Annotated in this window: 17 protein-coding genes; 11 read left to right on the top strand and 6 right to left on the bottom strand. The window is 65.1% G+C overall.

The window, feature by feature from the left end:
• Positions 1 to 176: 176 nt before the first annotated feature.
• A complete protein-coding gene (gene dprA, locus AC2EAL_RS10145; RefSeq protein WP_484724096.1) occupies positions 177 to 1,322 on the top strand; it encodes a DNA-processing protein DprA in 1,146 nt (381 codons plus the stop codon).
• A gap of 149 nt (positions 1,323 to 1,471) precedes the next feature.
• Positions 1,472 to 4,033: a type I DNA topoisomerase gene (gene topA, locus AC2EAL_RS10150; protein WP_484724097.1), complete on the top strand. Its 2,562-nt coding sequence runs from the start codon at positions 1,472 to 1,474 to the stop codon at positions 4,031 to 4,033.
• Between the two features lie 217 nt (positions 4,034 to 4,250).
• Here the strand turns inward: topA and choV are convergent, their stop codons facing one another.
• Genes choV through choX form a run of 3 tightly spaced genes read right to left on the bottom strand, consistent with a single transcriptional unit; the run spans position 4,251 to position 7,096 of the window.
• The gene (gene choV / locus AC2EAL_RS10155) at positions 4,251 to 5,282 is read right to left on the bottom strand and encodes a choline ABC transporter ATP-binding protein (protein ID WP_484724098.1); all 1,032 of its coding nucleotides are present in this window, start codon (positions 5,280 to 5,282) and stop codon (positions 4,251 to 4,253) included.
• On the bottom strand, positions 5,279 to 6,109 hold the full coding sequence (gene choW / locus AC2EAL_RS10160; RefSeq protein WP_484724099.1) for a choline ABC transporter permease subunit: 831 nt from the start codon (positions 6,107 to 6,109) through the stop codon (positions 5,279 to 5,281). Before choW ends, choV begins: the two co-directional genes overlap by 4 nt.
• A 57-nt stretch (positions 6,110 to 6,166) precedes the next feature.
• Entirely contained in the window at positions 6,167 to 7,096 is a 930-nt protein-coding gene (choX, locus tag AC2EAL_RS10165) for a choline ABC transporter substrate-binding protein (RefSeq protein ID WP_484724100.1), read from the bottom strand.
• 88 nt (positions 7,097 to 7,184) lie between these two features.
• Here choX and betI point away from each other — a divergent pair, with 88 nt between their 5' ends.
• From betI to AC2EAL_RS10180, 3 genes are all read left to right on the top strand, one after another.
• Positions 7,185 to 7,769, top strand: a complete 585-nt coding sequence (gene betI, locus AC2EAL_RS10170; RefSeq protein WP_484724101.1) for a choline-binding transcriptional repressor BetI — start codon at positions 7,185 to 7,187, stop codon at positions 7,767 to 7,769.
• Positions 7,769 to 9,418 (top strand): choline dehydrogenase, encoded by a 1,650-nt coding sequence (gene betA / locus AC2EAL_RS10175; RefSeq protein WP_484724102.1) that lies wholly within the window; start codon positions 7,769 to 7,771, stop codon positions 9,416 to 9,418. The genes betI and betA overlap by 1 nt, the downstream gene beginning before the upstream one ends.
• Positions 9,419 to 9,488: 70 nt before the next feature.
• Positions 9,489 to 9,725, top strand: a complete 237-nt coding sequence (locus AC2EAL_RS10180) for an HP1242/YdcH family protein (RefSeq protein ID WP_484724103.1) — start codon at positions 9,489 to 9,491, stop codon at positions 9,723 to 9,725.
• 65 nt (positions 9,726 to 9,790) lie between these two features.
• Here the strand turns inward: AC2EAL_RS10180 and AC2EAL_RS10185 are convergent, their stop codons facing one another.
• From AC2EAL_RS10185 to AC2EAL_RS10195, 3 genes are read right to left on the bottom strand one after another with little or no spacing between them, the layout of a single operon-like run.
• Positions 9,791 to 11,185: a helix-turn-helix domain-containing protein gene (locus AC2EAL_RS10185; protein ID WP_484724104.1), complete on the bottom strand. Its 1,395-nt coding sequence runs from the start codon at positions 11,183 to 11,185 to the stop codon at positions 9,791 to 9,793.
• Positions 11,186 to 11,229: 44 nt separating this feature from the next.
• Positions 11,230 to 12,435, bottom strand: a complete 1,206-nt coding sequence (locus AC2EAL_RS10190) for a Bcr/CflA family efflux MFS transporter (protein ID WP_484724105.1) — start codon at positions 12,433 to 12,435, stop codon at positions 11,230 to 11,232.
• Between the two features lie 54 nt (positions 12,436 to 12,489).
• Positions 12,490 to 12,840 carry a DMT family protein gene (locus tag AC2EAL_RS10195; protein ID WP_484724106.1) on the bottom strand — a complete coding sequence of 117 codons (351 nt, stop codon included), beginning with the start codon at positions 12,838 to 12,840 and terminating at the stop codon, positions 12,490 to 12,492.
• Between the two features lie 183 nt (positions 12,841 to 13,023).
• Here AC2EAL_RS10195 and AC2EAL_RS10200 point away from each other — a divergent pair, with 183 nt between their 5' ends.
• The 6 genes from AC2EAL_RS10200 (at position 13,024) to AC2EAL_RS10225 (ending at position 18,525) form a co-directional block, all read left to right on the top strand.
• Positions 13,024 to 14,556, top strand: a complete 1,533-nt coding sequence (locus tag AC2EAL_RS10200; protein ID WP_484724107.1) for an acyl-CoA carboxylase subunit beta — start codon at positions 13,024 to 13,026, stop codon at positions 14,554 to 14,556.
• 2 nt (positions 14,557 to 14,558) lie between these two features.
• On the top strand, positions 14,559 to 14,972 hold the full coding sequence (locus tag AC2EAL_RS10205) for a DUF6497 family protein (protein WP_484724108.1): 414 nt from the start codon (positions 14,559 to 14,561) through the stop codon (positions 14,970 to 14,972).
• 211 nt (positions 14,973 to 15,183) lie between these two features.
• Positions 15,184 to 15,312 (top strand): hypothetical protein, encoded by a 129-nt coding sequence (locus AC2EAL_RS10210; RefSeq protein ID WP_484724109.1) that lies wholly within the window; start codon positions 15,184 to 15,186, stop codon positions 15,310 to 15,312.
• A 186-nt stretch (positions 15,313 to 15,498) separates the two neighbouring features.
• The gene (locus AC2EAL_RS10215; protein ID WP_484724110.1) at positions 15,499 to 15,894 is read left to right on the top strand and encodes a hypothetical protein; all 396 of its coding nucleotides are present in this window, start codon (positions 15,499 to 15,501) and stop codon (positions 15,892 to 15,894) included.
• A 316-nt stretch (positions 15,895 to 16,210) separates the two neighbouring features.
• The gene (locus AC2EAL_RS10220; RefSeq protein ID WP_484724111.1) at positions 16,211 to 16,429 is read left to right on the top strand and encodes a hypothetical protein; all 219 of its coding nucleotides are present in this window, start codon (positions 16,211 to 16,213) and stop codon (positions 16,427 to 16,429) included.
• Between the two features lie 92 nt (positions 16,430 to 16,521).
• Positions 16,522 to 18,525 (top strand): acetyl-CoA carboxylase biotin carboxylase subunit, encoded by a 2,004-nt coding sequence (locus AC2EAL_RS10225; RefSeq protein ID WP_484724112.1) that lies wholly within the window; start codon positions 16,522 to 16,524, stop codon positions 18,523 to 18,525.
• Positions 18,526 to 18,597: the final 72 nt, after the last annotated feature.

The following is an 18,597-nucleotide window of genomic DNA, read 5'->3' on the forward strand; positions in this document are numbered from 1 at the left end:
TCCCCAGAATGGATGACACCCCAAAGGACAGACTCGGGCCACGGGGTCTTGATGCCATTTGATCAAATATTCGCGGGGACTTCAATCCTCGCCAGACCGAACCTTGGCTCAGGCATTCAGCATTCATTAACCTTCCTGGGTGCAGTCTACGCCCGATGCGAGGAATGAGGGCGCCGATGGCGGATGGTCAGATTGCGAAGCTGTCTTCTGGTCTGTCGACCGATGAACGGCGGGATTGCCTGCGCCTGGTTCGGTCGCGGCGGGTGGGCGCCGTCACCTATCATCGGCTGATGGCGGAACATGGCTCGGCCCGCGCCGCACTGGCCGCCTTGCCGGAGATCGCCGCTGCTGCCGGGGTGGAGGATTACGAACCCTGTCCCATCGGTGTCATCATCGCCGAAGAACGTCAGGGACTTGCCGCCGGGGCGCGGCTGCTGGTGCATGGCGAGGATGACTATCCCCAGGCCCTGATCGACATCCCGGATGCCCCGCCCGTCCTGTGGGCCAAGGGGGACGTCACGCTGTTGAACCGTCCGGCGATCGGCATGGTCGGCGCGCGGAATGCCTCGTCCCTCGGGATGCGCATGGCGCGCAGGCTCGGCCAGGGCCTGTCCGAGGCGGGGATGACGGTCGTCTCCGGCCTCGCACGCGGCATCGACTCCGCGGCGCATGAGGCGGCGCTGGACGCCAAAGGGCGGACGATCGCCGTGATGGCGGGCGGGATCGACGTGATCTACCCGGCCGAAAACGACGCGCTGGCCCGGATGATCGATGAAAGGGGCTGCCGGATCAGCGAACACCCCCCGGGGCTGGAACCTCAGGCCCGGCATTTCCCCTTGCGCAACCGGATCGTCGCGGGCCTCTCGCGCGCAGTTATCGTGGTCGAGGCGGCGGCGAAGTCCGGCAGCCTGATCACCGCCCGGGCGGCGCTCGACTACGGGCGCGAGGTCATGGCGGTGCCCGGCCACCCCTTCGATGCGCGCGCCTCGGGCTGCAACATGCTGATCCGCGATGGGGCGGTACTGGTCCGCGGCGTGCAGGACGTGCTTGAGGCTTTGGGTACGCCCGGTGAGGCGCGGCCGGAACCGCAGATGACCCTGCCGCCGCTGCCCGGCCCCGAAGCTCCGCAGCGACCCTTGAAGGACATGGCGCTGCTCCACTCGATGATCCTGTCCCGGCTGGGCCCCAGCCCCTTGGCCGAAGATCAGCTGCTGCGGGACCTCAAGGTGACCTCGGCCCAGCTTGCGCCCGAGCTTCTGAACCTGGAGCTTGAGGGACGAATTGCCCGCCAGCCTGGCGGATTGCTGGCGCGGGTGGACTGACAAGGTCACGATTTTTCGGCGAAAAATCGAATTCGGACCTTCGGTCCGGTTCGGTTGCGGCAAAACGGCCTGTCTCTCCCGGTTGACAAGTCCGCACCTTCCCCCACATGTTGCCGCGCCATTTGCCGGCCCGGGAGTTTCAGGAAAACATGCCAGTCGTCGTCGTGGAATCCCCCGCCAAGGCCAAGACAATCAACAAGTATCTGGGGCCCGACTTCACGGTCCTTGCGTCTTACGGCCACGTCCGCGACCTGCCTGCCAAGGACGGTTCCGTGGACCCCGACCGTGGATTCGACATGCTGTGGGAGGTCGCGCCGGAATCGAAAAAGCACGTCCGCGCCATCGCCGAGGCGTTGAAATCCGACGACACGCTGATCCTGGCGACCGACCCGGATCGTGAGGGTGAGGCGATCAGCTGGCACCTTAAGGAGGCGCTGCAGTCGAGCCTCAAGAAGGGGAAAAAGGTCGCCCGCGTGACCTTCAACGCCATCACCAAGGACGCGGTGACGAAGGCGATGAAGGAACCGCGCGAGGTCGACCAGGCCCTGGTCGAGGCCTACCTTGCCCGCCGCGCGCTGGACTATCTGGTGGGCTTCACCCTCTCGCCGGTCCTCTGGCGCAAGCTGCCAGGGGCCAAGTCGGCGGGCCGCGTGCAGTCCGTCTGCTTGCGGCTGATCGTCGAGCGGGAAATGGAAATCGAGGCCTTCAAGGCCCAGGAATACTGGACCGTGAAAGCCGTCTTCCGCACCCCGCGCGGGCAGGAGTTCGAGGCCGGAATGGTCACCCTGGGCGGCAAGAAGCTGACCAAGTTCGACATCCCCACCGCCACAGCCGCCGAATTGGCAGTCCAGGCGGCAAACCACCGCGAATTCAAGGTGATGGCGGTCGAATCGAAACCCGCGACCCGCAACCCCTGGCCGCCCTTCATGACCTCGACGCTCCAGCAAGAGGCGAGCCGCAAGTATGGCATGGGCGCAAAGCAGTGCATGAACGCGGCGCAGCGCCTCTACGAGGCCGGGTACATCACCTACATGCGGACCGACGGCATCGACATGGCCCCCGAAGCGGTGATGGCCGCTCGGGACGAGATCAAGCGGCGCTTCGGGGCCGAGTACGTGCCGGAGTCTCCCCGCATGTACAAGAACAAGGCCAAGAATGCTCAGGAAGCGCATGAGTGCATCCGGCCGACGGACATGGGCCTGGGACCGGAGAAGATCCGGGTGGAGGAGGATCAGCGCAAGCTCTATGACCTGATCTGGAAGCGGACGATTTCCTCGCAGATGGCGGCGGCGCGGCTGGAACGGACGGCGGTGGACGTGGCCTCGCCGGACGGTGAAGTGGCCTTCCGCGCGAACGGGCAGGTGGTACTGTTTGACGGCTATCTCAAAGTCTACGACCAGGGCCGCGACGATGAGGACGACGAGGAAGGCCGCCTGCCGCAGGTGATGCAAGGCGAGGCTTTGGCGAAGGGCGCGGTCACGCCCGAGCAGCACTTCACCCAGCCCCCGCCGCGCTATACCGAGGCGACGCTGGTGAAACGGATGGAAGAGCTGGGGATCGGGAGGCCGTCGACCTATGCCTCGATCCTGACCACGATTGTCGACCGGGAATACGTCCGGAAGGACAAGAACCGCCTCTTCCCGGAAGACAAGGGGCGGCTGGTGACGGCCTTCCTGGCGAACTTCTTCAAGCGGTACGTCGAGTATGATTTCACCGCCGATCTGGAGGCGGAACTCGATGACGTCTCGGCTGGCGACCGGGACTACAAGGATGTGCTGACCCGCTTCTGGCGCGACTTTTCGGCGGCGATTGCCGAGACGGCGGACCTGCGGATCGGCGAGGTGCTGGAGAAGCTGGACGACTTCCTCGCCCCCCACCTTTACCCCGCACGGGCGGATGGGGGCGATCCGAGGGCGTGCCCGACCTGCGGCACCGGGCGGCTGCACCTGAAGACGGCGCGGTCGGGTGGGGCTTTCATCGGCTGCGGCAACTATCCAGAGTGTCGGTATACCCGGCCCTTGGCGGGGGACGCGGAAAGCGTCGCCTCGGACGGGCGGGTCCTGGGGCAGGATGAGAACGGTGTCGAGATTTCCCTGCGAGCGGGTCGGTTCGGGCCCTATGTCCAGCGGGGGGAGGCCAGCGAGGCCAATCCGAAGCCCGACCGGGCGAGCCTGCCGAAGGGGTGGACGCCGGATGGGCTGACCCTGGAGCGGGCGCTGGCGTTGCTGTCGTTGCCCCGGGAAGTCGGCAAGCATCCGGCGGATGGGGTGCTGGTCGAGGCGGGGATCGGGCGGTTTGGTCCTTACGTGAAGCATGGGTCGGTCTACGCGAACATTCCGGAGGTGGAGGAGGTCTTCACCATCGGGATGAACCGGGCGGTGGAGGTGCTGGCCCAGAAGGCCTCGCGCGGGGCAGGGCGGGCGGCGCCGGCGGGGCCGTTGAAGGTCTTGGGCGCGCATCCGGATGGGGGTGAGGTGCAGGTGATGCCGGGCCGCTACGGGCCCTATGTGAAGTGGGAGAAGGTCAACGCGACCCTGCCGAAGGGGGTGGAGCCCGAGGCGGTCACGCTGGAGGAGGCGCTGGTCATGCTCGCCGAGAAGGCGGGGAAGTCGGGTACGAAGAAGAAGGCTGCGCCGAAGAAGGCTGCCGCCCCGAAGAAAGCGGCGGCGAAGAAGGCCCCGGCGAAGAAGAAGGCGGCCTCGGGCGGGTGAGTGTCCACGGTGGACATTTCCGGATTTCCGTTTGGAATCATGTGGATGGGCGTGGGCGTTAGGGGTATGTTTACCCTGTGACGTCGGCCCCCCACCCCCATCCCCTCCCCACGGCGGGGGAGGGGAGGCGAGAGGTGGATAGGGTGTGCGACTGTGCGTCCGGGCCAAATTCCTTGAGCAAGGAATTTGTCAAGAATTTTACTTAAAATTCTTGGACTTAGGCGCGCGGGTTGATCAGCTTGGCCATCAGACTGGCGGTCCGCACGAGGCCAAGGTTCCGGCCGTTTTCCGTCACCACCAGCTCGGCCACGCCCTGGGCCATCAGGTCCATGATGTCCTTGACCGGCGTCTCGGCGTCGAGCGACCGGGCGGTGGCCGAGGCCGCGCCGGGCTCCATCACGTCGCGGGCCGTGAGCACCCCAAGCGGGTTCATGTGGGCCACGAAATCGGCGACATAGTCCGAAACCGGATTGGCGATGATCTCCCTCGCCGTGCCGCATTGGACGATCCGGCCGCCCTCCATCAACGCGATGCGGTTGCCGATCTTGAACGCCTCGTCCAGGTCGTGGCTCACGAAGACGATGGTGCGCTTGAGCTTGCGTTGCAGATCCAGCAGTTCGTCCTGCAGCTTGGTGCGGATCAGCGGGTCGAGGGCCGAGAAGGGTTCGTCCATCAGAAGGATCGGCGCGTCGGTGACGAAGGCGCGGGCGAGGCCCACGCGCTGCTGCATCCCGCCCGAAAGGTCGCCGACCTTGCGTTCGGCCCATTGCGACAGGTTCACCAGCTCCAGCTGGGCATCGACCTTGGGCTTGCGCGCCTCGGGCGACATGCCGGCAAGTTCCAAACCAAGACCGACGTTTTCGCGCACGGTCCGCCAGGGCAGCAGGCCGAACTGCTGGAAAACCATGGCGATCCGGGTGGCGCGCAACCGGCGCAGCGTCTCGGGGTCGGCCTTGGTGACAGAGACCATCTTGTCGTTCTCAAGCACCCGCACTTCGCCCCGGACCACGGGGTTCAGAGCGTTCACGCCGCGGAGGAGGGTGGACTTGCCGGACCCCGAAAGGCCCATCAGGACAAGAATCTCGCCCTCGGCCACGGTCAGGGAGCAGTCGTGGACCCCAAGCACCTGGCCGCAGGCCTGCTGCACCTCGGCCCGGGTCTTGCCCTGGTCCATCAAGGGCAGGGCGCGACCCGGGTTGTCGCCGAAGACGATGGAAACGCGGTCGAATTCAACGGCGGCGCGGCTCATCGTGTCACCCTCAGCATGCGGTCAAGAAGGATCGCCACCACAACGATGATGAACCCGGATTCAAAGCCCAAAGCGGTGTTGACCGAGTTCAAGGCGCGGACAACGGGGACGCCGAGGCCGTTTGCGCCGACGAGGGCCGCGATGACGACCATCGACAGCGACAGCATGATGGTCTGGTTCAGCCCGGCCATGATCTGCGGCATGGCCCAGGGCAGTTCTACTTTCCAGAGCCGCTGGCGGGGGGTGGCCCCGAATGCCGTTGCGGCCTCTAACAGCGCATTGGGGGTCGAAGAGACGCCAAGGTGGGTCAGACGGATCGGCGCGGGCAGGACGAAGATCACCGTCGCGATCAGGCCAGGGACCATGCCGAGGCCGAAGAAGACGATGGCCGGGATCAGGTAGACGAAGGTCGGCAGGGTCTGCATCAGGTCAAGGATCGGGGCCATCGCGGTGTAAAGCCGGGGCCGGTGCGCGGCGGCGATGCCAATGGGGACGCCCAGGCCCATGCAGACCACGCAGGCCGACAGGATCAGCGTCAGGCTTTCCGTCGTCTCTTCCCAGTAGCCCTGGTTCAGGATGAAGAGAAAACCCAGCAGGACGCCGAGGCAGACCTTCCAGCTGCGCTGCAGATACCAGGTCAGTGCGATGAAAAGCGCAATGATGACAAGGGGATGCGGGGCCTGCAACAGCCAGAGGATGCCCGCGATCATCGCATCCATCACCGCCGAGATCGCATCGAACAGCGGCGAGAGGTTGTCCTTCATCCAGTCGAAGATGGACTTCGCCACCTTGCCGACCGGGATCTTGTAATCCGTCAGCCAGTCCATGTCCCGTTCCCCCGTTGGACGAAGAAGGCCCCTGGTTGGTTCCCGGGGCCTTTGGTCTTACTGGAGTGCGGCTTCCACGGCCGCCACGGCATCGCTGCCGTCCTTGGCGGTGACGCCGTCAAGCCAGGCCTTCCAGGTATCGGGGTTTGCCGCCAGCCATGCCTTTGCAGCATCGCGCGGGTCCTCGCCGTCGTTCAGGATCGCCCCCATGATCTCGTTCTCCATCGGCAGCGAGAAGACGAGGTTCTGGAGGAGCTTGCCCTGGTTCGGGCATTCCGCGACGTAGCCCGCGCGGACGTTGGTATCGACGACTGCGCCGCCGAAGTTCGGGCCGAAGAAGTCGTCGCCGCCGGTCAGATAGGTCATCTTGAAGTTGGCATTCATCGGGTGGGGTTCCCAGCCGAGGAAGATGATCGGCTCACCGGCGTCAGACTTCTTGGCGACCTCGGCGAGCATGCCCTGTTCGGAGGATTCGACGAGTTCAAAGCCGTCAAGGCCGAAGGGGCCGCCTTCGATCATTTCCAGAAGAATGCGGTTGCCGTCATTGCCCGGCTCGATCCCATAGATTTCGCTGCCGAGCGCGTCCTTGTGGGTGGCGATGTCCTTGAAATCGGCGATCCCGAGCGCGGCGCCGTGTTCGTTGGTGGCCAGCGTGTACTTGGCGCCTTCCAGGTTGGTGCGGACGGTTTCAACCTTGCCGGCATCACGGTGCGGGGCGAGGTCGGCCTCCATCGTCGGCATCCAGTTGCCAAGGAACACGTCGACGTCGCCTTCGGCCAGGCCGGTATAAGTGACGGGGACGGAGAGGACCTTGGTCTCGGTCTCATACCCCAGGGCCTCGAGGACCAGCGTCGTGGCGGCGGTGGTGGCGGTGATGTCGGTCCAGCCGACGTCAGAGAAGATGACCTTGTCGCAGCCTTCGGCGAAGGCGGATCCAGCCAGCGCGAAGGTCACGACGGTGGTCAGGAGGGTAGAACGGATGGACATGCAGGCTCCCCGGTGTTTTTGTTGATTGACGAGTCAATAAACTTCGCCCTTATTCGGTTTGGCAAGAGTTTTCTGGGGCCACACCGAAATGCCGAAGCTTGGGATGGAGCCTATCCGCAAGGAAGCGCTGGTTAAAGCCACCATTGTCGAGATCGGCAGGGTGGGGTCGCTGGACGTGACAGTGAGCCAGATCGCCAAGCGGGCGGGGATGTCTTCGGCCCTGGCGCATCATTATTTCGGGTCGAAGGAAGAGATGTTCCTGGCCGCGATGCGCCACATCATGACGCTTTACGGCGCCGAGGTGCGGGGCGCGCTGGCCGCGGCCGAGGGGCCGGAGGGGCGGATCCGGGCGATCCTGCGGGCGTCGTTCTCCCCCGGCAACTTCCGGCGTGAGGCGGTGGGGGCGTGGCTGAACTTCTGGGTCCTGGCGCAATCGGTGCCAGAGGCGAAGCGGCTTCTGGCGGTGTATCAGGGGCGGCTGCGGTCGAACCTCGTATCGGCCCTGCGGCCCTTGGCGGGGGCGCGGGCGGAAGGGATCGCCGAATCGCTCGGCGCGATGATCGACGGGCTTTACCTGCGCGAGGTGCTGAAATCGGGCGCTCCGGACGGGGCGGCGGCGGTAACGCTGGCGCTGCGGCATCTTGAAGCCGAACTGGTGCGGGGGGCGGTCTGATGCATGCGGATTACGTGATCGTCGGCGCGGGATCGGCGGGCTGTGCGATGGCCTACCGGCTGGCCGAGGCCGGGCGGCGGGTGACGGTGATCGAGCATGGCGGGTCGGACGCCGGGCCGTTCATCCAGATGCCGGGGGCGCTGTCGTATCCCATGAACATGGGGATCTACGACTGGGGCTTTGCCACGGAGCCCGAGCCTCACCTTGGGGGGCGCAGGCTCGCGACGCCGCGGGGGAAGGTGATCGGGGGGTCATCCAGCATCAACGGGATGGTCTATGTCCGGGGTCATGCGAAGGATTTCGACACCTGGGCCGAGATGGGGGCCGATGGCTGGGGCTATGCCGATGTTCTCCCGTATTTCAAGCGGATGGAGCAGTCGCATGGTGGGTCGGGGCCGGAGTTCCGGGGCACGGACGGGCCGCTGCATGTGTCGCGCGGGTCGCGGGAGAATCCGCTGTTCGACGCCTTCATCGAGGCGGGGCGGCAAGCCGGCTATCCGGTGACGGCGGATTACAACGGGCAGCAGCAGGAGGGCTTCGGCCCCTTCGAGGCGACGATCCACAAGGGGCGGCGCTGGTCGGCGGCGAATGCCTACCTCAAGCCGGCGATGGCGGGGGGGAATGTGCATGTGGTGCGCGGCTTTGCCCGGCGCGTGGTGATGGAGGGCAAGCGCGCGGTGGGGGTCGAGATCGATGCGCGCGGCGGGCGGCAGGTGATCCGGGCGGGGCGCGAGGTCATCATCGCGGCGTCCTCGATCAACTCACCCAAGCTTCTGATGCTGTCCGGGATCGGGCCTGCAGCGCACCTTCGGGAGCATGGGGTGGAGGTCGTGGCTGACCGGCCTGGCGTGGGCGCGAACCTGCAGGACCATCTGGAAATCTACATGCAGTTCGCGGCAAGCCAGCCGATAACCCTTTACAAATACTGGAATCTTTGGGGCAAGGCCTGGGTGGGCGCGCAGTGGCTGCTGACCGGGAAAGGCCCCGGTGCATCGAACCAGTTCGAAGCTTGCGCCTTCATCCGGTCCAAGGCCGGGGTGGAATACCCCGACATCCAGTACCACTTCCTGCCCATCGCCGTGCGCTATGACGGCAAGGCCGTTGCCGCCGGCCATGGCTTCCAGGCCCATGTCGGCCCGATGCGGTCGAAGTCGCGCGGGTCGATCACCTTGCGGTCCGGCAACCCCACGGACGCGCCGGTGATCCGGTTCAACTACATGTCCGACCCGTCCGACTGGGAAGACTTCCGCGCCTGCATCCGCCTGACGCGGGAGATCTTCGGACAGGACGCCTTCAAGCCCTACCTGAAGGCCGAGCTGCAGCCGGGGCCAGGGGTCGAGACCGACGCGCAACTGGACGACTTCCTGCGCGAACATGTCGAAAGCGCCTATCATCCTTGCGGCACCTGCCGGATGGGGCGGGCCAGTGACCCGATGGCGGTGGTCGATCCGGAATGCCGGGTGATCGGGGTCGAGGGCCTTCGGGTTGCCGATTCGTCGATCTTCCCGCAGGTCACGAACGGCAACCTGAATGCGCCGTCGATCATGACGGGCGAAAAGGCCGCGGATCACATTCTTGGCCGCGCGCAGTTGCCGGCGTCGAACCTGGAGCCCTGGATCAACCCGAACTGGCGGGTGTCGCAGCGGTAGCTTGATCCGGGTCAAGGCGGGGTTGGGCGGGACCTTCTAGACTGTAGGGGACAGTCAAGAGGAGAGACCGATGTCGAACACCCCGCACACGCTGCATGAGGAGTTTCCGGGCGATGCGCAGAAAATCAGTGCCTTGAAGGCCGCGGATGCGCATTTCGCCAAGCTTCTGACGGACTATGATGCGGTGAACGACAAGGTGCATCGGTCGGAAGCCCGCCTGGACCTGCTGACCGAAAGCGAAGAGGAAACCCTGCGCAAGGTGCGGTCGCGGCTGAAGGACCAGATCGCGGCGGCGCTGCGCAAGTAGGCTGCTCGTCGTGCGCCTTCGGCTTCTCCTCGCGACCGAGGAGGACCGAAGGGAACGACGAGGGTTCAGCCTATTTCATAGGGCAGGACGTCGCGGGCGTTGGGGTTGATTTTCAACCGGCCTTCCAGGGGTGGGACCGACCGCTGGTGGCAGTTCACCCGCTCGCAGATCCGGCAGGAGATGCCGATGGGCTCGAACCTGCCCTTAAGGTCGAGCCCGTCGGAATAGACAAGCTGCGGCGCGTGCTGCACCTCACACCCCAGGCCGATGGCATAGCGGCGGACCGGGGCGAGGAAGGCCCCGGCGGGTTTCGACACATCGCGGGCGAGGCAAAGGTAGCGGACTCCGTCGGGCGTCTCGGCCAGTTGCCGCAGGAATTGTCCTGGCGTTTCAAAGGCCTGGTGGACGTTCCACAAGGGGCAGGCTCCGCCGAAGCGGGCGAACTGCAGGCGGGTGGAAGAGTGGCGCTTGGTGATCGTGCCCGCCTGGTCGACGCGGACAAAGAAGAACGGGATGCCTTTGGCGCCGGGGCGTTGCATCGTGGAAAGCCGGTGACCTACCTGTTCGATGCTGGCGCCGAAGATGTCGGCCAGGCGTTCGAGGTCGTGGCGCACCTCTTGCGCGGCGGTCAGGAAGGCGCGGTAGGGCAGGAGCGCGGCCCCGGCGAAGTAGTTGGCGAGGCCAATCTTGGCGATGTCGCGCGCCTCGGGCGTGGAAAACCTTGCGAGGTCGAGGGTTGCTTCCAGAAGCTCATTCTGCGTGAGAAGCGCGACCTGATGCAGGAGTTGGAAGCGCTGCGAGGGGCCGGAGGCGCGGGCGGAGATGTCGAGGCGCTTTGCTTGCGGGTCGTAGTGGCGCAAGGGAGCGGTGTTCGAATAGTGCAGACTGATCCCGGCGCGTTTCAGCAGGTCTTGCGCGAGGATTTCTATGGGTTTTCCGTTGGTTGCTGAGGTCGCGAAATGCTCGGCGGCACGGTCGATAGCATCGAGGTAGTTATCGCAATAATGAAAGAAGTCGCGCACCTCCTCCCATGCTGAGGGGCGGAGGTCGGCGTCTTCGCGGCCCAGAGCCTCATCCAGGGAGGCGAGGCGTTCGTGGGTCTGGCGGTAGGCGCGGTGGAGGTCGAGGAAGGCGCGGGCGAGGGCCGGAGCGTTGGAGGCGGCGAGGCGGAGGTCGGCGAGCGGCGGGGTGGCGGTGGTGAAGACCGGGTCTGCCAGCGCCTCGCGCATGTCGGTCACCAGGCGTTCGCTTTCGCCAACGGTCAGCTCGGTGACGTCGAGGCCGAATTCCTGGGCCAAGGCAAGGACCACGGCGGCGGAGACGGGCCGGTGGTTGTTCTCCATCTGGTTTAGGTAGGGCAGCGAGACGTTCAGCTTGTCGGCGAAGGCCTTTTGGGTCAGCGACAGCCGCCCGCGAATCTCGCGCAGTTTGACGCCGGCGTAAAGCTTCTGGGTGGGCATCGGGGACCTCTTTGCAAAGCTATGCGGCGCGTTGCAAAGGCCCGTCAAGCGCCGATCTGGCGGGCGCGGCGGATGACGAAGAGGATGGCCACGACCGAGGCGATGGAAGAGGCGAGCATCAAGAGGATGAGCGGCATTTCCGAGGAGCCGGGGCCGAGGAGGATGCCGGCGACGGCAGCAAGGGCTGCGCCGCCGCCGATCAGGATGGCTCCACCCAGGCCCGAGGCGGTGCCGGCGAGGTCGGGGCGGACGGAGAGCATCCCGGCGTTGGCGTTCGGCAGGCAGATGCCGTTGCCGAGGCCCATGAAGATGGTGAGGCCGAAGAAGGTGGTGGGGCCGGAGAGGCCAAGCGCGGTGAGGAGGGTCAGGAGCGCGAGGCCTGCGGAGGTGACGAGGCAGCCGAGGAGGATCATCCGGTTCATGCCGACGCGGACAGAGTAGCGACCGGCGAAGAAATTGCCTGCAGCGTAGCCGATGGCGGTCAGGGCGAAGAGGGCCCCGACATGGGTGGAGGTGAGGCCGAAAATCTTGTCGCCGACGTAAGGCGCGCCCCCGAGGTAGGCGAAGAAGCAGCCCGAGGCGAAGGCGGCGGCAAGGGTGTAGCCCCAGAACCAGCGCGAGGCTAGGAGGGCCGGGTAGGTGCGGATCTGGTCCATGAGGCTGACGCGGCGGAGGGTGGCGGTTTCGCCAAGGTCGGCCCAGACGAGGGCGAGGGTGGCAAGGCCGAGGATCAGGAGAAGCGCGAAGTTCGCTTTCCAGCCGTAGAGGTCGTCAAGGACGCCGCCGATGACCGGGCCGATCATGGGCACCAGGCTCATCCCCATGGTGACGTAGCCGATCATGCTGGCCGCGCGTTCGTCGGCCACCATGTCGCGGACGACGGCTCGGCTGAGGACCATCCCGGCGGCGATCACGGCCTGAGCCATGCGGAAGACGAGGAACCAGGTGGCGGTGGGGGCGAGGAGGGTGCCTACCGTAGCCAGCAGGAACAGGATCAGCGACCCGATCAGTACGGCGCGGCGACCGTAGCGGTCGGAGATCGGGCCGATGACGATCTGGAGGAGCGCGGAGAGGAGGAGGTAGAGCGCCACGGACTGCTGCATCACGCCGTAGGGCACGCCGTAGTAGGTGGCCATGCCGGGCAGGGACGGCAGGAAAATGTTCATCGTCAGGGCCGAAAGTCCGGCCATGAGGATCAGGGTGACGATCTTCGGGGGCGTCGTCCGGTCAAGGAATACGGGCTCTTGCATCCCGGAAGGGCTACGCTTGGGCGAAGGGATTGTCCACCGGGGGAAAGCCCGACGTCAGCTCCACTTGTGGAAGATGAAGAAGGCCCCTGCCGCGATGAAGCCGAAGCCGACCAGGTGGTTCCAGTGCAAGGGCTCTTTCAGGTAGAGGACCGAGAAAACGGCGAAGACCGACAGGGTGATGACCTCCTGGATCGTCTTCAGCTCGGCGGCGGAGAAATGGCCGTGGCCGATGCGGTTCGCGGGGACCATCAGGCAATATTCGAAGAACGCGATCCCCCAGGAGACGAGGATCACGGTGACAAGCGCGCTTTCCTTGAACTTCAGGTGCCCATACCAGGCGAAGGTCATGAAGATGTTCGAAGCCAGCAGCAGGCCGATGGTGACGACGGGGATGGGCAGGGTCATGGGGTCCTCGGGGCTCTAGTGTGTCAAGCGGCATAGCGCGGCTGACTCCGTAGTCCAAGAATTTGCGGATTTGCGATTTGATGCGATCCCTTTCAAAGGTATTTGCAAATTCGCCGTTTCCTGCTTCTCGCACCTGCAGCGTTCGCCTAGATTGCAGAAAGGCATCAGCCGGGGGAGGGCGCGATGAAGGACATTCTCGAAGAGCTTGAGGCCCGTCGGGCAACGGCGCGGGCCGGGGGTGGCGAGCGCCGGGTCCAGGCGCAGCACGCCAAGGGCAAGCTGACCGCGCGAGAGCGGATCGAGCTTCTGCTCGACGAGGGCAGCTTCGAAGAGTTCGACATGTTTGTCGCCCATCGCTGCACCGATTTCGGGATGGAGAAGGAGCGGCCCGCAGGCGATGGTGTCGTCACGGGCTGGGGCACGATCAACGGGCGGCAGGTCTATGTGTTCAGCCAGGACTTCACCGTCATGGGCGGGTCGGTGTCGGAAACCCATGGTGCCAAGATCTGCAAGATCATGGACATGGCGATGCAGAATGGCGCGCCGGTGATCGGGATCAACGATTCCGGCGGCGCGCGGATTCAGGAAGGCGTGGCCTCGCTGGCGGCCTATGGCGAGGTGTTCCAGCGCAATATCGAGGCCTCGGGCGTTGTCCCCCAGATCAGCCTTATCATGGGGCCCTGCGCGGGGGGCGCGGTCTACTCTCCGGCGATGACCGACTTCATCTTCATGGTGAAGGATAGCTCTTACATGTTCGTCACTGGTCCTGATGTGGTGAAAACGGTCACGAACGAGGTGGTGACGGCGGAAGAACTGGGCGGGGCCTCCACCCACACCCGCAAGTCGTCCGTCGCCGACGGGGCCTTTGAGAACGACGTCGAGGCGCTGGCCGAGGTGCGCAGACTGTTCGACTTCCTGCCGTTGAACAACCGGCAGAAGGCGCCGGTGCGGCCGTTCTTCGATGATCCGGCACGGCTGGAGTCGAGCCTTGACACACTGGTCCCCGACAACCCGAACCAGCCCTACGACATGAAGGAGCTGATCCTGAAGGTCGCGGACGAGGGTGATTTCTGCGAGCTGCAAAAGGATTTCGCGGCCAACATCATCATCGGCTTCATCCGACTTGAAGGCCAGACGGTGGGTGTGGTGGCGAACCAGCCGATGGTGCTGGCCGGCTGCCTCGACATCGACGCCAGCCGCAAGGCCGCGCGGTTTGTCCGGTTCTGCGATGCCTTCGAGATCCCGATCCTGACCTTCGTCGACGTGCCGGGCTTCCTGCCGGGAACGGGGCAGGAGTATGGCGGCGTCATCAAGCACGGGGCCAAGCTGCTGTTCGCTTATGGTGAGGCGACAGTCCCGAAGGTCACCGTGCTGACCCGCAAGACCTATGGCGGGGCCTATGTCGTCATGGCGTCAAAGCACCTGAAGGCCGATTTCAACTATGCCTGGCCCACGGCCGAGGTTGCGGTGATGGGCGCGAAGGGGGCGGTCGAGATCCTCTATCGGTCGGAACTGGGCGAGCCCGAGAAGATCGCGGCGCGGGTGAAGGACTACGAGGACCGCTTCGCCAACCCCTTCGTGGCCGCCGAAAAGGGCTTTATCGACGAGGTCATCATGCCGCATTCCACCCGCCGCCGGGTGGCGCGGGCCTTTGCGGCACTGCGCGGCAAGAAGGCCGCGATGCCCTGGAAAAAGCACGACAACATTCCGCTGTGACCATGCAACCCCGCGCAAACCTTGGACTTTACGCGGTGCTGCCCGCATTCTTGCTGGTGTCGGCCTGCCAGGAAGAGGCGCCGGCCGGCGAGGCGGTCGAGGTGCCTTCGGGGCGCGAGTTGTCGTTGATCGATGTCGTGACCAACGCGCGGGGGCCGGAAGGGGCTACGGCGCGGTTCCGCTTTCTGGCGCCGGGGCTGTCGCCGGACGAGGTCGAGGCGGCTGCAACCGACATGCAGGCAGTGTGCGACAGCTTTGCGATCCCCCGCATCGACGGGATGGTGCCCGCCCCGCAGCAGATCGTGATCTCATTCGCCAGCGAAGTTGTCCCCTTTGGCGAAGCGGCCCCCGACGTTGTGCAATTTTTTGAATCCTACCGCCCGGAAAATGGCGCCTGTATCTGGGAAGTTTTCTGATGCGCGGGACGGATTTTGCTTTTCTGGCTGGCCATGCTTTTCCGCGTGATGTAGGAACGCCACAGGTCGAGAACTTGGTCCAGCCGACATACCAATCCGGAATGCTTTCGGATAAGGTGGCAACGGGCCGGGCCAAATCGGCCTTCAACAGCGAACAGGTGCCGGTGACCCGCGAGGGCATCGAAGCACCCCAAGAAGGATGGAGTAGAGGATGTCGAAGAGCGCACGTCTCGTTCTGGTTCTGGCTGCGGTTGCAGCTCTGGCTGCTTGCGCCAAGAAGGAAGAGCCGATGCCCGATCCGGTCACCCCGGAAGTCGTGGATACCGGCAAGTACAAGTAATCTATCGGAGCGGGCCTGCCGGCAACGGCTGGGCGGGCCCGCACCAATTCTCGGCCTCCTGCGCAATGGCGCGGTCTGCAGGCCGAAATTCCCTGACATTGCAACTGCTTCGCGGTATGGCCACTGGGCCATGCCGGTGCTTTCGCCTATCCCTGCCGGCACGCGCCAGGACAGGAGGCAGACCACATGTTGAAGCACCGCGGCTTTCCCGGCCGGATGCCCGGGACCGATTTCCAATTCACCATCCGCCGTGCCAACGTGAAGGAGGGCGCGACCAAGCTGATCAAGCGCGAGCGGTTCAAGGACCGCAAGCACGTCGACCGGATGGCCGACCAGGCCTTCATGGCCGCCCTCTGGCAGTACTTCGGGGAAGAGCCGTTCGAGCGCGGTAATCTGGACGCCGGGCGGCTGTCCTGGCTGTTCGGGCGCGAAGTCGTGGCGGCCGAGGATCCGTTTGACCCCTGCTCGTACGAGGCGTTGCTGCGGATCGACGTCAAGCGCGCCGAAGCGGCCTTTCCACAGGTCTTTGCGCCCAACGCGCCCGATGCGCTGTCGGACGACTGGGACGAGGGCGAGGACTAGGCATGATTTCGCCGATCCCCCAGTCGATTTGGCGCTGTTTTGCTCAACCCCCGGCGGTTGTTTTCAATGGATTTGCAATGGGCGGATCGTGGCGCCATTGTTTCCTTGCGCACCTCCGGCTGTCCAACCGGGGCCTGCGCAGTCTACGTTGTTACCCTTCCCCTTCTATTCGGTCCGGCCCGTCCCAGGCCGGACCGATCCTTGTCCGGCGGGCGTCGGATGCCGGGGTCGTGAAGGGCGATAGAAACTGCTTCCAAATCCGTGATCTTGCGGTAGAATCCCGCACAATAACAACAACCAAACGAGGCAGTACCAAATGCGGAAGTCGCTTATCGTCTTCGCCATCCTTTCCACGACTCTGGCCGGTTGCATGCAGGACCCGGCAACGCGCGGCATGGCCGGTGCGGCTGCTGGCGCGCTGGTCGCCGATGCGCTGGATGAAAACATGTTGGCAGGCGCCGCGCTTGGCGGCATGGCCGGACTTGCAACCTGCGGCATCGAGCTGGGCCTGCCGCCCTGCAACTCGGGCTACTGACGTAACCGCCTTCGGGCGGGCCGAACACCATTCAAGGACCATCCGGGCCGACCGCCCGGGTGGTCCTTTTGCATTCCGACTGGGGGGAGCCGATGTTTGACAAGATCCTGATCGCCAACCGGGGCGAGATCGCCTGCCGCGTGATCAAGACCGCGCGCAAGATGGGGATCAAGACGGTGGCGGTCTATTCCGACGCCGACCGCAATGCGCTGCATGTGCAGATGGCGGATGAGGCGGTGCATATCGGGCCGCCCCCAGCCGCGCAAAGCTATATCGTCATCGACAAGATCATGGCGGCGATCAAGGCCACGGGCGCGCAGGCGGTGCATCCGGGCTATGGTTTCCTGTCGGAAAACCGCAACTTCGCCGCGGCGCTGGAGGCGGCGGGGGTGGTGTTCGTGGGGCCGCCTTCGCCTGCCATCGAGGCGATGGGGGACAAGATCACCAGTAAGAAGATCGCGCAGGAGGCGGGCGTCAGCACAGTCCCCGGCTACATGGGCCTGATCGCCGACGCGGACGAGGCGGTGAAGATCAGCGCGCAGATCGGCTATCCGGTGATGATCAAGGCCAGCGCCGGCGGCGGCGGCAAGGGGATGCGGATCGCCTGGAACGATGCCGAGGCGCGCGAGGGCTTCCAGTCCTCGAAGAACGAGGCGGCGGCGTCGTTTGGCGACGACCGGATCTTCATTGAGAAGTTCGTGACCCAGCCGCGCCATATCGAAATCCAGGTGCTGGCCGATAAGCACGGCAACTGCGTCTACCTGCATGAACGCGAATGCTCGATCCAGCGGCGGAACCAGAAGGTGATCGAAGAGGCGCCCTCGCCCTTCCTGGACGAAGCCACCCGCAAGGCGATGGGTGAACAGGCCTGCGCCTTGGCGAAGGCGGTGGGCTATACCAGCGCCGGGACGGTGGAGTTTATCGTCGATGGCAACCGCAACTTCTACTTCCTTGAAATGAATACGCGTTTGCAGGTCGAGCATCCGGTGACGGAGCTGATCACCGGCGTGGACCTCGTCGAACAGATGATCCGCGTCGCCAATGGCGAGCCGCTGCCCTTCAAGCAACAGGATCTCAAGATCAACGGCTGGGCGATGGAATCCCGCCTCTATGCCGAGGACCCGTACCGGAACTTCCTGCCCTCCATTGGCCGCCTGACCCGCTACCGGCCCCCGGTCGAAGGCAAGACCGAACGCGGCGGGATCGTGCGCAACGATACCGGCGTCTACGAGGGCGGCGAGATCAGCATGTTCTACGACCCGATGATCGCCAAGCTTTGCACCTGGGGGCCGACGCGGGCGGATGCGATCGAGGAGATGCGGCTGGCGCTGGATACCTTCGAGGTCGAGGGGATCGGCCACAACCTGCCGTTCTGTTCGGCTGTGATGGACCACCCGCGCTTTACCAGCGGCAACATCACCACCGCCTTCATCGCTGAGGAATACGAGGGCGGCTTCACTGGGGCCACTCTGGACGCGAGCCTTCTGCGGCGCGTGGCGGCTGCCGCGGCGGCGATGAACCGGGTCGCGGAAATCCGGCGCACGCGGATTTCCGGCACGATGGACAACCACACCCGCCGGGTTGGCGATGACTGGGTGGTGACGCTGGGCGGGTCCGAGTTCGCGGTGCAGGTTGCGGCGGACCACAACGGCTCCACTGTCAGCTTTGTAGACGGGACGAGCCTACGGGTCGAAAGCGATTGGACGCCAGGGCAACCGCTCGCGCGGCTCTGGATCGAGGGCGAGACGCTGGCGGTCAAGGTCGGCAAGATTCCGATGGGCTTCCGCATGCGGCTGCGCGGCGCGGACCTGAAGGTCCATGTCCAGACCCCGCGTCAGAAGGCGCTGGCGGGCCTGATGCTGGAAAAGGCGCCGCCGGATACGTCGAAGTACCTGCTTTGCCCGATGCCAGGGCTGGTGGTGAAGATTGCGGTGGCCGAGGGCGACGAGGTGCAGGAGGGCCAGGCGCTGGCGACTGTCGAGGCGATGAAGATGGAGAACATCCTGAAGGCCGAACGCAAGGGCGTGGTCAAGAAGATCAAGGCCAGCGCGGGCGCCAGTCTGAAGGTCGACGACGTCATCATGGAGTTCGAGTGATGGCACGCCGGTCGGGCCTGGGCCGATTTCTTCGAAGAAATCGCAACGGAGCCTTCGAAGGCTCCGGTCCGG

The sequence above is a fragment of the Tabrizicola sp. T74 genome, from assembly GCF_057219935.1.